16 protein-coding genes are annotated in these 14,425 nt (G+C 70.0%); 4 read left to right on the plus strand and 12 right to left on the minus strand.

Features of this window, described 5'->3' with window-relative positions:
• Positions 1 to 47: 47 nt before the first annotated feature.
• The 3 genes from G3I78_RS38840 to G3I78_RS38850 are packed head-to-tail and all read right to left on the minus strand — an operon-like array spanning position 48 to position 2,319.
• Positions 48 to 1,025 carry an ABC transporter permease subunit gene (locus G3I78_RS38840; RefSeq protein WP_164433653.1) on the minus strand — a complete coding sequence of 326 codons (978 nt, stop codon included), beginning with the start codon at positions 1,023 to 1,025 and terminating at the stop codon, positions 48 to 50.
• Complete coding sequence (locus G3I78_RS38845) at positions 1,022 to 1,918, minus strand: ABC transporter ATP-binding protein (RefSeq protein WP_164433655.1); 897 nt, start codon at positions 1,916 to 1,918, stop codon at positions 1,022 to 1,024. Before G3I78_RS38845 ends, G3I78_RS38840 begins: the two co-directional genes overlap by 4 nt.
• On the minus strand, positions 1,915 to 2,319 hold the full coding sequence (locus G3I78_RS38850; protein WP_164433657.1) for a GntR family transcriptional regulator: 405 nt from the start codon (positions 2,317 to 2,319) through the stop codon (positions 1,915 to 1,917). Before G3I78_RS38850 ends, G3I78_RS38845 begins: the two co-directional genes overlap by 4 nt.
• A gap of 207 nt (positions 2,320 to 2,526) precedes the next feature.
• Between G3I78_RS38850 and G3I78_RS51355 the strand changes: the two genes are divergently transcribed.
• From G3I78_RS51355 to G3I78_RS38870, 3 genes are all read left to right on the plus strand, one after another.
• Entirely contained in the window at positions 2,527 to 3,159 is a 633-nt protein-coding gene (locus G3I78_RS51355) for a hypothetical protein (protein ID WP_239158320.1), read from the plus strand.
• Between the two features lie 2 nt (positions 3,160 to 3,161).
• Positions 3,162 to 3,800: a hypothetical protein gene (locus G3I78_RS38865; RefSeq protein WP_239158321.1), complete on the plus strand. Its 639-nt coding sequence runs from the start codon at positions 3,162 to 3,164 to the stop codon at positions 3,798 to 3,800.
• A gap of 67 nt (positions 3,801 to 3,867) precedes the next feature.
• Positions 3,868 to 4,608, plus strand: coding sequence for a class I SAM-dependent methyltransferase (locus G3I78_RS38870; RefSeq protein WP_164433659.1), 741 nt, complete (start codon positions 3,868 to 3,870; stop codon positions 4,606 to 4,608).
• On the opposite strand, the gene G3I78_RS38875 is transcribed toward G3I78_RS38870, so the two are convergent.
• The 5 genes from G3I78_RS38875 to G3I78_RS38890 all read right to left on the minus strand — a co-directional run bounded on the left by G3I78_RS38875 (position 4,609) and on the right by G3I78_RS38890 (position 10,320).
• The gene (locus tag G3I78_RS38875; RefSeq protein WP_164433661.1) at positions 4,609 to 6,333 is read right to left on the minus strand and encodes an ABC transporter ATP-binding protein; all 1,725 of its coding nucleotides are present in this window, start codon (positions 6,331 to 6,333) and stop codon (positions 4,609 to 4,611) included.
• 522 nt (positions 6,334 to 6,855) lie between these two features.
• Complete coding sequence (locus tag G3I78_RS38880) at positions 6,856 to 7,761, minus strand: EamA family transporter (protein WP_164433663.1); 906 nt, start codon at positions 7,759 to 7,761, stop codon at positions 6,856 to 6,858.
• A 108-nt stretch (positions 7,762 to 7,869) separates the two neighbouring features.
• Positions 7,870 to 9,786, minus strand: coding sequence for an ABC transporter ATP-binding protein (locus G3I78_RS38885; protein WP_164433665.1), 1,917 nt, complete (start codon positions 9,784 to 9,786; stop codon positions 7,870 to 7,872).
• A 74-nt stretch (positions 9,787 to 9,860) separates the two neighbouring features.
• On the minus strand, positions 9,861 to 9,995 hold the full coding sequence (locus G3I78_RS53025; RefSeq protein WP_275424895.1) for a hypothetical protein: 135 nt from the start codon (positions 9,993 to 9,995) through the stop codon (positions 9,861 to 9,863).
• Positions 9,996 to 10,170: 175 nt separating this feature from the next.
• The gene (locus G3I78_RS38890; protein WP_164433545.1) at positions 10,171 to 10,320 is read right to left on the minus strand and encodes a hypothetical protein; all 150 of its coding nucleotides are present in this window, start codon (positions 10,318 to 10,320) and stop codon (positions 10,171 to 10,173) included.
• Between the two features lie 212 nt (positions 10,321 to 10,532).
• Between G3I78_RS38890 and G3I78_RS38895 the strand changes: the two genes are divergently transcribed.
• Entirely contained in the window at positions 10,533 to 11,411 is an 879-nt protein-coding gene (locus G3I78_RS38895; protein ID WP_164433667.1) for a hypothetical protein, read from the plus strand.
• Positions 11,412 to 11,506: 95 nt separating this feature from the next.
• Here the strand turns inward: G3I78_RS38895 and G3I78_RS38900 are convergent, their stop codons facing one another.
• The 4 genes from G3I78_RS38900 to G3I78_RS38915 all read right to left on the minus strand — a co-directional run bounded on the left by G3I78_RS38900 (position 11,507) and on the right by G3I78_RS38915 (position 14,372).
• Positions 11,507 to 12,346 (minus strand): endonuclease/exonuclease/phosphatase family protein, encoded by an 840-nt coding sequence (locus tag G3I78_RS38900; RefSeq protein WP_164433669.1) that lies wholly within the window; start codon positions 12,344 to 12,346, stop codon positions 11,507 to 11,509.
• 64 nt (positions 12,347 to 12,410) lie between these two features.
• Positions 12,411 to 12,869 carry a GNAT family N-acetyltransferase gene (locus tag G3I78_RS38905; RefSeq protein WP_164433671.1) on the minus strand — a complete coding sequence of 153 codons (459 nt, stop codon included), beginning with the start codon at positions 12,867 to 12,869 and terminating at the stop codon, positions 12,411 to 12,413.
• Positions 12,870 to 12,892: 23 nt separating this feature from the next.
• Complete coding sequence (locus G3I78_RS38910) at positions 12,893 to 13,711, minus strand: metallophosphoesterase family protein (RefSeq protein WP_164433673.1); 819 nt, start codon at positions 13,709 to 13,711, stop codon at positions 12,893 to 12,895.
• A 61-nt stretch (positions 13,712 to 13,772) separates the two neighbouring features.
• Positions 13,773 to 14,372 carry a hypothetical protein gene (locus G3I78_RS38915; protein WP_164433675.1) on the minus strand — a complete coding sequence of 200 codons (600 nt, stop codon included), beginning with the start codon at positions 14,370 to 14,372 and terminating at the stop codon, positions 13,773 to 13,775.
• Positions 14,373 to 14,425: the final 53 nt, after the last annotated feature.

Genomic DNA, 14,425 nt, shown 5'->3' on the forward strand with positions numbered 1-14,425 from the left:
GCGATTGCGTCGCGGCCGCCGGCCTCGCACACACATCTTCCGGCCGGTCAGGTCAGGCGACCGCGAATCCACCATGCACAGAAGGCGGCCAAGAAGACGGTGAGGCCGAGGTAGACGCCGGTCTCGGCCCACTGGAGGGGCCAGAAGTTGGCGGCGGGCTGGTAGGTCACCTGTTGCCGGTAGCCGGATCCGACGAGGACGGCGACACAGTCGGAGAAGGACTCGCAGCCGGTGAACGACGGTGGCAGGCCCGCGCGGTGGCCGGACGCGTCGACGGTGTGCTGGGAGAGGATCCAGGCGCCGGGTTGGCCGAAGTCCACCTCGCGCACGGCGTCGACGCCGATGTTCGTCGGCTCGACCTGCGTGAACGGCAGGGTGACCTGGACCGGGGTGGCCAGGTGCGGCCGTACCACCAGAGGCATGGCGACCTGGAGGGCGGCGAAGACGGCGAGGGTGACGGCCATCGCGGGCAGGGTGCGGCGGAACAGCACGCCGAGGGTGACACCGAGGATGAAGGCGAAGGCGGCGTAGCCGATGGGAACCACACCTCGGGCGCCGAACACCAACGGGTCGATCCTCGGGAAGAAGGGGTCCGAGGCGTCGGATCCGCCGAGGCCCACGGCCCGGTCGACGGGCCCGCTCCACCAGGTCACCGCGAGGCTGGCGAGGCCCGCCACGATCATGGTGGCCAGACCGGCGAAGACGAGCTTCGTCGCCAGCCAGCGGGCGCGGGTGACGCTCTGGTTCCATACGAGCCGGTGGGTGCCGTCCTCCAGTTCACGCGCGATCAGCGGTGCTCCCCAGAACAGGCCGACGAGGGCCGGTACGGCGAGGACGACCGCCCATCCGACGTAGTACAGACTCTGGTCCGCGCCGGAGATCCGGCTCAGCAGGTCGCGTCCGGCGGTGTCGTAGAGCTGGGCCAGCCGGGGGCCCGTGGCCGCGAGGACGGCGGCGAGGGCGGCCACGGCGGCGAGCAGGACGGTGGCCTGGGTGCGGAACTGCCGCCAGGTCAACCAGATCATCGAAGGACCTCCAGCGCGGGACGGGTGTCACGGACGGCACCGGCGGGCCGGGTCATATAGGCCAGGACGATGTCCTCCAGACCGAGCGGGCTGACGGTCCAGGCGGGATCGTGGATCGGGCCGTCGGCGCGCACCAGCAGCGTGGTCTGGCGGTCGGTGTGGCTGGCGGAGATCAAGTGCAGGCCCGCCGGAAGGGTGTCGAGGTCACGGCGGGGGCCGGTGAGCCGATGGTGGGTGGCGCGCAGGTCGTCGATGTCGCCGTCCACCTGCACCTGGGAGTCGACCAGCACGATGACGTGGTCGCAGGCCCGCTCCACATCGGAGACCAGGTGGGAGGAGAGAACCACGCTCAGTTCCTGCTCGGCCACCGCCTCCATCAGGTCCTGCATGAACTCCCGCCGGGCGAGGGGGTCGAGGGCGGCGACTGGCTCGTCCAGAATGAGCAGCTCGGGCCGCTTGGCGAGGCCCAGGGTGAGTGCGAGCTGTGCGCGCTGGCCGCCGGACAGCCTCCCCGCCTTCTGCTTGGGGTCCAGACCGAGTCGCCGGATCCGCTCCTGGGCCAGGGCGTGGTCCCAGCCGGGGTTGAGCCGGGCTCCGAGCCTGAGATGGTCGGCGATGCTCAAGGCGGCGTACGTCGGGGTGTCCTGGGCGACGAAGCCGACCTTGGCCAGCTGTGCGGTGCCGCCCGCGGGCCGGCCCCCGCACACCTCCATGGTGCCGGTGGTCGGGGTCAGCATCCCGGAGGCCAGGTTCAGCAGGGTGGACTTGCCGGCCCCGTTCGGGCCGACCAGTCCCACGACCCGGCCCTCGGGCACGTCCAGGTCGCAGTTCCGCAGCGCCCAGCGCTGCTTGTACCTCTTGCCCAGGGCCTGGGCCCGTAATACCGCGCTCACGCTACGTCCTCCCCAGCGGCGTTCCGAAAAGTGCTCGTGAACAGGGCCTCGATGGACTCGTCGTCGAGCCCGGCCAGTCGTGCCTTGGTCAGCCAGCGCCGCAGTTCCTGCTGGAGCGGACCGTGCGCGGCCAGCGAGGCGTCCGCCAGCGTCCGGGTCACGAACGTCCCCACGCCCGGCCGTGCGGCCACCAACCCCTCGTACTCCAGCTCCCTGTACGCCTTGAGCACGGTGTTCGGGTTGACCGCGACCTGCCTGGCCACTTCCTTGACCGTGGGCAGCCGGTCCCCCTCCTTCAGCAGGCCCAGCCGCAACGCGTGGCGTACCTGTTGGACCAGTTGTTGATACGGCGACGCACCGGACCGGTCGCTCAGGTGGAACTCAATCACCAGTTCCTCCATTTATCTAGTTAGCTAGCACTTTAGCTTCCTGGGGCGGCGGTCGGTCAACACCGTGGGCGACTCCACGGCGACTCCACGGCGACTCCACGGCGGCACCGAGGAACAATCGAGGCACTATCGAGTGAACCCACCCCATCCGCGGCAACCGCACATCCCCCGCACATGTCACACACCTCGCACGATGTGACGTATGCCCCAGGGGGGATCATGAACCAGCAGCAGTACCCACAGCACCAGCCCGGTTGGGGCGGTCCTCAACAGCCGTACGGGCAGCCGCCGTTCCAGTCGCCGCCGCCGAAGAAGGCCGGGGCCGGGAAGGTGATCGGGCTGGGGTGTCTCGGGGTTGTCGGGCTGTTCGTGCTGATCGGTGCCGTCGGCGCGGCCGTGGGCGGCGGCTCCAACAGCCCTGCTGGGGGCGGTAGTTCCACTACCGGAACCAGTAGGGACGCAGGGGCCGGTGACGCCAAGGGTGGCGCCGTCCAGGACAGTGAGAAGAAGGCCGACGGCAAGCAGGGGGCCGGTGAGAAGGGGACCGGTGAGAAGGCCGTCGTCTTCAAGGTGTGGGGCACCGCGCCTGCCGGCGTCCTCGGACCGCTCGACATCACCTACGGGTCGGACTCCGACAACCGCGACGGCGACTTCCAGGACGGCGAGTTCGAGGCGACCCTGCCGCTCGACGAGGACGCCCTGTACTTCAACGTCACCGCGCAGCTCCAGGGGTCCGGGGACATCCACTGCTCCGTCACGGTCGACGGGAAGACGAAGAAGGCCCACGCGGCGGGCGACTACAACATCTGCAACGCACAGCTCAGTTCCGGCCTGCTCGGCGGGTGGGACTGACCATGACCGACCCCGTTCCGCCGCAGCACACCGCGCCACAGCCCACAGCGCCTCAGCACACCGCGCCTCCGCCGCCCGCCTTCCCACCACCGGTCCCGACCCCGACCGCGACCCCGACCCCGACCCCGACCCCGACCCCGGCGAAAAGGAACCGCACCAACGCCATCGTCATCACCTCGGCCGCCGCCGTGATCGCCGCCGTCGTCACCACCGGCCTCCTCGTCACGCAGTCCACGTCCACGGGCGACGACGACAAACCGGCCACCACAGCCACGCCCACCACCCCCGACAACGGCATCGTGACCGCCGCCGAGGAACCGACCCCCGAGCCGGCGTACGGCGAACTCGGCACCGACAGCTTCACGATCGGGCTCCGCACCACCGCACGGCACTGCTTCGGATCGGCGGGCTGCAACGTGACCGTGGAGCCGGAGCTGACCTACCTGGGCGACAGCGGGACCATCGACCCGGACGCGACGTACGAGATCACCTACGAGATCCAGGGCGACGAGTCCGGCCCGGTCATCGAGACCGCCGAACTGACGGACCAGACCCAGCTCGGCTACACACCGTCCCTGATCAGCACCGCGTCGGCCGGCACGGAGCCTTCCGTGGAGATCACCGACGTCCAGGAGAGGTGAGTCCGCGCCCGGCACCGCCGTAGAAACTCCCGCGCGCCCCACCCCCGCCCCGCAGTACCGTCACCCGGTGATCGATGAGGACGGCTACTTCGGAGAGACCGTCGCCGCGACGTACGACGAGTCGTCGGCGGAGATGTTCGCGGCACAGGCGGTGGAGCCCGCCGTGGATCTGCTGGAGCGGCTCGCCGGGGGCGGGCGGGCGCTCGAACTGGGCGTCGGGACCGGGCGGATCGCGTTGCCGCTGGCGCGGCGCGGGGTCGAGGTGCACGGGATCGACCTGTCGCGGGCGATGGTGCAGCGGCTGCGGGCCAAGCCCGGCGGGGATGCCGTGAAGGTGGTCGTCGGGGACTTCGCGACCGCCCGTGCGCCCGGCACCTTCTCCGTCGCGTACCTCGTCTTCAACACGATCATGAACCTGACGACCCAGGACGCCCAGGTGGACTGCTTCCGCAATGTCGCCGCCCATCTGGAACCGGGCGGGACCTTCGTCGTCGAGGTCATGGTCCCCGAGCTGCGGAAGCTTCCGCCGGGACAGACCACCGTCCCCTTCCACGTCGGCGACAACCGCCTCGGCTTCGACACCTACGACCTCGCCACCCAGGCGATGTCCTCGCACCACGTACGGGTCGAGGACGGCCGGGGCTCCTTCTGGTCCGTCCCCTTCCGGTACGTCTGGCCCGCCGAGCTGGACCTGATGGCCCGGCTGGCCGGGATGCGGCTGCGGGAGCGGTGGGCGGACTGGGGCCGGGAGCCCTTCACCGGTGACAGCGGCAAGCATGTGTCGGTGTGGGAGAAGGTTGGGGGCTAATCAGCCCGCCCGGCCGTACGCCGTCGTCTCGCGGCCCGAGCCGTACAGGCGGGCGTAGGTACCGCCCCAGGCGAGCAGTTCGGCGTGGCGGCCCGTCTCCGTGATGCGGCCGTCTTCGAGTACGACGATCCGGTCCGCGTCCGGGGCGAGGTCCAGGTCGTGGGTGATCATGATGGTCGTACGGCCCGCCATCAGTCGGCGCAGCGGCTCGATGACCCGGCGGGCGGCCAACGCGTCGAGACCGGTGGTCGGTTCGTCGAGGACCAGGACCGGTGAGTCCCGCAGGATCGCCCTCGCCATCGCCAGGCGCTGGAGCTGACCTCCGGACAGCCGTGCCGAGTTGGGGTCGACCTGGGTGTCATAGCCCTCGGGCAGCTCCATGACGAACTCGTGCGCGTCGGCCGCCCGCGCCGCCGCCACGATCGCCTCCTCGCTGGCTCCGGGCCGGCCGCAGGCGATGTTCGCGCGGACCGTGTCGTGCAGGACCAGGGTCTCCTGGGGCAGCAGAGCCACGTACTCGCGCAGCCGCTCCAGCGGGAACTCGGACAACGGGACGCCGTCCAGGAGGACTTGGCCCGCCTCCGGGTCGTAGAAGCGCAGCAGGAGCTTGGAGAGGGTCGACTTGCCCGCGCCGCTGGGGCCGGTCACGATCACCAGCTCGCCGGGGAGCACGGTAAAGGAGAGGCCGGACAGGGCTGTGGTCTCCGTGCCCGGATAGCGGAAGGACACGTCTCGTATGTCGATACGGCCGTCAGGGCGCCCCCGCTTCAGCTGTGCGCCGCCCGCCGGGTCCGTGACCGAGGGCCGCGCGTCCAGGATCTCGACCAGCCGCTCGGCGCCCGCGGTGGCCGCGGTGACCAGCAGGCCGAGTTGAGCGAGGCTGCGAACGGGCGGGTAGAGGTAGCTCAACAGGGCGGCGAAGGCGAGGAGTTGGCCCAGGGTCATCTGGCCCTCGGAGATCTCCCATACGCCGATGCCGATCACCGCAAGCACGCACAACGTCTCGATGACCTGGACGAGTTGGCCGTACGCCTGGTTGAGGCGGGCCGAGCGGACGGCGGCCCGGAACCACGCCGTGGCCTCCTGCCTCAGCCGGCGGCGCTCGGCGTCCTGGCGGCCGTAGGCCTGGGTGAGGACGAGGTTGCCGAGCGATTCCTCGACGACGGAGGTGACCGCGCCGTCGGCGACCCTGCCGTCCCGGGCGACGGCCTTGACCCCGGCGGAGAACCTGCGCGCGGCCAGCCAGAACAGCGGGGCGAGGGCGAAGGTGGCCGCGGCGAGGTCCCAGCGCAGCCAGAACGCGGCGGCCGCGTAGAAGACCGCGCTGAACAGGGCGGACGCGGTGCCGATCAGGCCGGAGACGGCCATCTGCTCGATGGCCTCGACATCACCGGTCAGACGCGACAACAGGTCGCCCTGGCGGTGGCGTTGGAAGAAGTGGGGCGGCAACCTCTGTACGTGGTCGAAGACATGCTCACGCAGTCGCATCACGAACCGCTCCGACACCCATACGGCGAGGGAGCCGCCCGCGTAGCCGATGGCGGCGCCGACCACGGCGAGCCCGAGCCACTGGGCGGCCGGTGACCAGAAGGCGTCGAGGGAGCCCTTCTGGAGGGCGTTGTCGGTGAGGTCGCCGAAGAGCAGGATCGCGGCGGTCTCGGCGAGCGCGCCGAGCACGGTGCACAGCCAGACGGCGACCAGCCAGCGCCGTAGCCCTTTGGTCATGGGCCAGAAACGGCGGAATGCGGTACGGGGATGGAGGGAGGGGAGGGCGGGGAGACCAGCGGGCGCGTACTGTTCGGGTACGGGTACGGGTACGGGAAAACCGTATTCGGAAAGAATGAAACCCGGTGGCAGCGCCCGCGGATATCCCTTTGGCGATGCCTGCGGATATTCCTTCTCCGAATTTCGCGGTGCCCGGCCTTTACGCCTGCTCATCTCCCCTCCCGGTCGCGTCAGCCGGCCTGGCGCGGCGGGACCGGCTCACCCGGGCGCGGGCGGCGACGGCCCGGCTGACGCGGCGGGGGTACCTGGTTCAGGTTCCGATTGGGGTCGGAGGCGGCATTCTGGCCCGCGTTCGCGTTCCCTCGGGGCGTGAGTGGAGCAATCACCCTGAAGCTCATAAGAATCCTCCTGAGTTTCCAGTTCGTGCGCCGGATGAGAAGGAACTTAACAGCTCCCGGCGCAACGCAAGCGAAAACTCAGAAAGAAAGGCTCCGATAAATGCTGTGAATACCTTGGTAATTCCTAGGGGGTAGCTGGGTCACCCCGCCCGACCTGCGTGCGGACCGCTCCCATGCTCGCCGCGATCACCAGCGCGACGGCGAGTGCCTGGAGCGCGGACAGCGACTGATGGAGGATCAGGAACCCGGCGAGGGCGGCCATGGCCGGCTCCAGGCTCATGAGGATCGCGAAGGTGGAGGAGGGCAGGCGGCGCAGGGCGAGGAGTTCGAGGGTGTAGGGCAGGACGGAGGACATCACGGCCACCGCCGCGCCGAGGGCCACGGTCACCGGGTCGAGGAGCTTGCCGCCCGACTCGGCGATGCCCAGCGGCAGGAAGGCCAGCGCGCCGATCGCCATCGCGAGCGCCAGCCCGTCGGCCTGCGGGAAACGGCGGCCGGTGCGCGCGCTGAAGACGATGTACGCGGCCCACATGGCACCGGCGGCGAGCGCGAACGCGACGCCCACCAGGTCGAGTTCACCGAATCCCTGGTCGCCGCCGCCGAGGAGGAAGACTCCGCCGAGCGCGAGCGCGGCCCAGACCGCGTTGATCGCGCGGCGGGAGGCGAGGACGGACAGGCCGAGCGGGCCGAGGACCTCCAGGGTGACCGCGAGGCCGAGGGGGATGCGGTCGACGGCCTGGTAGAAGAGGCCGTTCATCGCGGCCATGGTGAGGCCGAACACGACGACCGTGCCCCAGTCGGCGCGCGAGTGGCCGCGCATCCGGGGGCGGCAGACCAGCAGGAGGACGACCGCGGCGGCCATCAGCCGCAGGGTCACGACCCCGAACGCGCCCGCCCTCGGCATGAGGGTCACGGCGAGCGCGGCACCGAACTGCACGGAGACACCGGCGCCGAGGACCAGACCGACGGGCCCGAGGGAGCGTCGGCCGCGCGGGGCGCCGGGCGCGGAAGCACCGCTACCGGCGCCCACGCTCGCATCTGCCCCTGTGCCGGTCGGCGGCTGGGCGGGAACTGGGGAATCGGGTGTGGTGGAGCTGGGGGTCGTCACGGGGATGTCCAGGAGCGGCTCGGAGTTTGTTCACCATGATGCACTGCTCGGTCCAGGGTACTGGACTTCGACAGGTGTGTGAACTCCATTAGCAGCTGACATCCACGGCTGGGCGGTCTCCTGGAACAACGGCAGCCGCAGCTCCCCCGTGTCCATCACCGCGCCGCTCTGCCCCCGGTGCAGTCGCGCGTACGCCCCGCCCCACGCCAGCAGCTCCTCGTGGCGGCCGACCTCCACGATCCGGCCGCGGTCGACGACCAGGATGCGGTCGGCGTCGGGGGCGAGGTTGAGGTCGTGGGTGATCATGATGGTCGTACGGCCCGCCATCAGGCGGCGCAGTGGCTTGACCACTCGGCGGGCGGCGAGGGCGTCGAGCCCGGTGGTCGGTTCGTCGAGGACCAGGACCGGCGAGTCCCGCAGGATCGCGCGGGCGATGGCGAGACGCTGGAGCTGACCTCCGGACAGGCGCGCCGAGTTGGGGTCCACCTGGGTGTCGTAGCCCTCGGGCAGCCGGACGATGAACTCGTGCGCGTCGGCCGCCCGCGCCGCCTCGACGATGGCCTGCTCACTCGCGCCGGGCCGCCCGCAGGCGATGTTCGCGCGCACGGTGTCGTGCAGGACGAGCGTCTCCTGGGGCAGCAGGGTGACGTACTCACGCAGCCGGGCGAGCGGGAAGTCGGACAACGGGACGCCGTCCAGGAGGACTTGGCCCGCCTCGGGGTCGTAGAAACGCAGCAGCAGCTTGGAGACGGTGGACTTGCCCGCGCCGCTGGGGCCGGTCACGATCACCAGCTCGCCGGGGTGCACGGTGAAGGAGAGACCGGAGAGGGCCGGCGTGTCCGTGCCCGGATAGCGGAACGTGGCGTCTCGTACGTCGATACGGCCGTCAGGGCGCCCGGCGTCCGTGGGGCGCCGCGGGTCGGCGACCGCCGGCCGCACGTCCAGGATCTCGATCAGCCGCTCGGCGCCCGCGGTGGCCGCGGTCACGGTGAGGCCGAGCTGGGCGAGGCCGCGGACCGGCGGGTACAGGTAGCCGAGGAAGGCGGCGAAGGCGAGGAGCTGGCCGAGGGTCATCCGGCCGGTGGAGATCTCCCAGGCGCCGATGCCGATGACCGCGAGCACGCAGACCGTCTCGATGACGGCCACGAGCTGCTCGTACGCCTCGTTGAGCCGGGTCGAGCGGACGGAGGCGCGGAACCAGGCGTTCGCCTCCTCGGCCAGCCTTCTGCGCTCCGCGTCCCGGCGGTCGTAGGCCTGGGTGAGCACGATGTTGCCGAGGGACTCCTCGACCACGGAGGTGATCGCGCCGTCGGCGACCCGGCCGTCCCGGGAGACGTCCTTGATGGAGCCGGAGAACCTGCGCGCGGCCAGCCAGAACAGGGGGGCCAGGACGAAGGTGGCGGTGGCGAGGTCCCAGCGCAGCCAGAACGCGGCGGCGGCGTAGAAGAGAGCGCTGAAAGCCGCCGACGCGGCACCGACCAGACCCGACACGACCATCGTCTCGATCGCCTCGATGTCGCCGGTCAGCCGGGACAACAGGTCGCCCTGGCGGTGCTGTTGGAAGAAGTGCGGCGGCAACTTCTGCACGTGGTCGAAGACATGCTCGCGCAGCCGCATCACGAACCGTTCGGTCGCCCACGCGGCAAGGGAGTTGCCGCCGTACGCCACGACCGCACCGACCACGGCGACCCCGAGCCACTTCACGGCCGGCGCCCAGAACGCGGCGAGCGAGCCCTTCTGGAGGGCGTGGTCGGTGAGTTCACCGAAGAGCAGGATGGCCTCGGTCTCGGCGAGTGCGGCGAGGACGGTGCACAGCCAGACGGCGAGAAGCTGTCCGCGCAGCCCCTTCGTCAGCGGCCAGAAACGGCGGAACGCGGTGCGGGCGGGAATAGTAGGGGTGCCGTATTCACTTTCCTCGAATTCGACATGCTTTCCGTCGTCACTCACAAATGAACCCACCCGAATCACATGAGAAAAGGGGCCGACGGTGCACCATCGAGCCCCTGTTCCTCAGCCCTGGATCAGCTGTCCTGACCACCCGGGATCGGCTTGGGCACCGGCGGCTTGTGGTGGTGCTTCTTGGGCTTCGGCGGGGGCGGGGGAGGCAGCTGCTTCGACTTCGGCTTCGGCAGGGGGGCGAGCTTCTTGAGGCTCATTCCAGCTCCTTGGGAGGGGGTTGCGCTGTTCCTTGTTTCGCCGAATTCCGCGTCCGGAACCCGATGTCGAAGAAGCTACACGGCCCCCACCAAGAAAAGTGCTACGGAAGGCAAAGGGGCACTGTGAATAGCCTTGGTAAGGCTGAGAGTTGGTTGGGTAAGAAGGGATTTCCGGTCAGCGGCGGGACATGTAGAGGTCGAGCGCCTTGTGCAACGGCCGGTAGAGCACGAGCCCCACCCCCGCCAACTCCCCGCCCTCCCCGAACCAACCCAGACTCTCGGCCCGCCAGTCCGGCTTCACGTCGGCTCGGACACGGAGGGACATACGGTCTGCTCCTTCAGGTGGCTGATCTTGGCTTCACCCTATGAGCCAGTCCGGGAAAGCAGCTTCAACTCCCGCTCGGCGTCGGCAGGTTCCCCAACAGGCAATCGCCAGCGGCATGTTCACCCGTAAGGCTGATCATGCGGGCATCCGCACGCAGGTCGCGTGTTCGCTCGATTACGTTCCGTCGCATGGTCAGTTCACAACATGACGCCATGCATCGGATCTTCCGACAGCAGCCGGACCTCTTGGCCCGGCTCATGCCGGAGACAGGCGTCAAGTTCCCCGAGTACAGCTCGATCGAGCCGCTCGACACCGATCTCACCGAGCTCAGGCCGTTGGAGCGCAGGGTCGACAGCTTCTTCCGGGTCCGTACGACCGACGACGAGGGAGGATTCCTCCTCGCTGTCGAGTCGCAGAGCAAACCGGACCCGGAGAAGCACAACAGCTGGGCGTACTACATGGCGCACATGTACGCCAAGTACCGGTTGCCGCCGGTCCTACTGGTGGTGTGCCGGGACAAGAGGACGGCGGCGTGGGCGGCGGAGCCGATCCGTATCGGGCGCCGTTTCCACACGAGCATGCAGGTGTTCCCCCTGGTACTGGGGCCCACCGGCATTCGTGCGATCACCGACCCCAAGGAGGCGGCGAAGGACCTGGCACTCACCACCTTCTCCGTCCTCATCAACGCCAAGGATCCGGGCATCCTTGCCATACTGGATGCGGTGGCACCGGTGCTGGGGCCCAACGCGGACTGGGCGGAATTCGTCGAGGCCGGTCTGGACGAAGGTCCAGCCCGTGATCACTGGAGGGAACTGATGGCCGTCTACACCCCGAACTTTCCCGGCTTCGGCAGTGTGATGGAGGAGGCGTGGATTCGCGTCCACTCCGAGGGCAGGGCTGAGGGCGAGGCTCAAGGGGAGGCCAAGGGTGAGGCCAAGGCCATCCTCCGATTCCTCCGCGCGCGCGGCGTCGAGGTCTCCGAGGCCGTAGAGGAACGGGTCATGGCCTGTGTCGACCTGGAGGTCCTGGAGACCTGGGTCGAGCGGTCGGTGAGTGTGGAGAGGGCCGAGGAGCTGTTCGGGGACGAGTAGCCGTCCCGACACGGAGAAGGGCGCCCGGCGGGATGCCGGGCGCCCTTCTCGTCAGTGTTCGGTACACATCACGGCAGCAAACCGACCCCCGGCGCCTACCCGACCACCAGATCCGCGTACACCACATGATGATCCGACACCGAGTTCGGATCCACATGCTGCCCCCGCGAAGCAACCCCCCGCAGGAACACGTAGTCGAACTTGCTCTGCCAGTCCGTGGTCACACGGCACGTGGCCGTCGGTGCGGGATGGCAGCCGGGGTCCGCGTCCTTGGCCAGGGGCCAGAGCTTGGTGAGTTCGGCCGCGTCCGGTACGGCGTTGAAGTCGCCGATGACGACGGTCTGTTGGTGGCGGGCGATTGCCTTGGCGAGGACGCCGACCTGCTCGGCGCGGACCGGTTCCTGGCGGCGTTCGGCGAGGTGGGTGTTGAAGACCCGGACGGTCCGGTCGCCCACGGTGGTGGTGACCGCCATGTAGCCGCGGTCCTCGGAACCGCCGTCGGGATACTCGACGACCTCGGCGTCGGTCATCGGCGTCGCCGAGAGGATCGCCTGGCCGTAGCCGCCCGGATTCCACGGCGCTCCCCCGCAGCGGCCCCAGTTGCGCAGCACGCTCCCGTACTCGACGTGGTAGACGAGCCCGTGCAGGTCCTCCAGGTAGTCCCGGATCTTCGCGACATCCCCCACGCAAGCCTCCTGCACCCCGATGACCTGCGGCGCGAACTTGGCGATCTCCGCCGCCCGGTCGTCGTTGGCGCTCTCGCAGGGGTTGCAGAGGTTCCACGTCATGACCCGGCCCGGTACGACGTCCCGGACCGCCTTGGCGGGCAGCGAACGGGAGTCGAGGGACCCGTTCGGCGCGCTGGGACCGGAGAGCACCATCCAGACCACGACCATGGCCCCCGCGACCACCCACGTGCCCTTTCCGAGCACCATCGCCTCCCCGACGTGGTTCCACAGGCCGACCGGCCTCTTCGTACACGGTTACACGGTAAATCGACTACACGGCCCGCGCCCCGGGCTCCCGCACCATGAACACGTCCACCGCGTCCTCGGACTCCACCCCGAACCCGTGCCGCTCGTACAGCCGCCGGGCCGCACTGCCCTGAAGGACATCGAGGCGTACGACGATCCCGTCGGCGTCGGTCCGCACCAGCAGGGAGCGCAGGACGGCCGAGCCGAGTCCGCGGCCCTGGAGTTCCGGGGCGAGGTAGAAGTGCTCCAGCCAGTGCCCGTCCGGCGCCGGGCGCAGGGCGACGCAGCCCGCGAACCGCCCCTCCGCCACGATCACCGACGTGTGCCCCGCGACGAAGGCGTCCCTGAACCGCTGCCGCACCCGGTGCTCGTCGAACCGGCCCAGCCGCTCCAGGTCCGGACGCATCACCACGGCCCGCAGCTCGGCGATCGGCTCGACGTCGGCGGGGTGCGCGGGGCGCAGGGTCCAGGTACGTGTGTCCATGGTCCGGAGTCTCTCAGGAGGCATCACGGACGAACCGGGCCGGTCTGACCGACCTGGCAGGTATGACCGGCCTGACCGACCTGCCTGCCGTCCCGTGGCCCGAACGCCTCCAGCGCCTCCCCGTCCGTCACCCGCGCGCCGAGGTAGCAGTCGGCCCACTCCGCGATCCCCGGGTACCCGCACTCCGTGACCAGCCGCGCGACCGCGCCGGGGACGTCGTACGGCGTCACCCGCAGGTCGGTGCCGGGGCCGAGCAGGCACCAGTGGGCGCCGGGGCGGCCGTACGGCATGCCGACGCTGCCGGGGTTGACGATCAGACGGCCGTGGGCGAGGCGGACGTACGGCATGTGGGTGTGGCCGCAGACCACTGTGCGGACGCTCTCGGGGAGGTCGGCGAGGACCTCCGTCCAGCGGTCCGGGCGGGAGTCGACGAGGACGACCTCCTCGTCGTCGCGCGGTGTGGCGTGACAGAAGAGGACATCGCCGAGGCCCTCGACGGCGAGGGTGCGAGTGAGGGGGAGGGAGGCCAGGAACTCCACGTCCTCGTCGGCGAGTTGGTCCGCCGCGTACGGGCCGATCGGGTCCGGGATCCGCGTCCGCTCTCCCCTGCGGTACTCGACGAGCTCCCGGTCCGCGTTGCCCGAGATCCACAGCACCCGCTCGCCCTGCTTTCTCAACAGGGCCAGTACTTCGGCGGGTTGGGGTCCTGCGGTGACGTCCCCGGTCAGGACGATCCGCTCGGCGGCGGCCAACTCCGGTTCCGCGAGGACCGCTTCCAGGGCGGGCAGGACGCCGTGGATGTCGGACAGGACGGCGACGCGGCGCAGAGCGGGAGCGTTCATGAACCCACTCTGCCCGCGTGCGTCTCGGCTCAGGCCGAATCGGGGCTCAGGCCGACTCGGTTCAGCCCTGCCCGGCCCAGCCCTGCCCAGACCGCCCGAAGTGCACCGGGATGTACTGGTCGTAGAGCCGGTTCGTGGTCGCCGTGAAGTCGGCGCGGGTGACGATCGCGCACTTCACGGTCACATCGCAGACGACCCCGTCGGCGATCTCCGGACGGATGTTGAGCGTCGTGGTGAACCGGCCGCCCTTCTCGTAGGGGATCGTGACGCCGGGCGTGCCCGTGCCCTGGTCGGTGATGCGGCGGGCCGAGCCGTCCGTCGACTCTCGGCCGCCGAGGCAGCCGGTGGGGAGGGTGGTGTAGGTCGAGGGGTCGCCGACCTCGACACCCTCCGGGATCGGGCAGAAGGCGAGGAAGATGCCCTGCGCCCGGTCGTAGCCCTTGCCCCGGACGCCGACCGTGCCGCCCGCGGCGGGCAGGACGGTGGGTCCGGCGGTCAGCCTCAGGTGGAAGGTGTCACCGGCGGCGGTGGTGACGGTGCGGTGGGCGTGGCCGACGAGCGGGGAGGCGCTCGCCGTGCCGGCGAAGGGAAGTACCGCTGCGAGTCCGGCGGCGGCTACGACCGCTGCACGACGCAGCGGCTTCTTGGTGGGGGGTGCCATGAGACGGAGTCCGGCCTTTCAGTTATGCACTTACCGTGAACTACTTGATACCT

It is taken from the genome of Streptomyces sp. SID13726 (assembly GCF_010548375.1).
GTDB lineage: Bacteria > Actinomycetota > Actinomycetes > Streptomycetales > Streptomycetaceae > Streptomyces.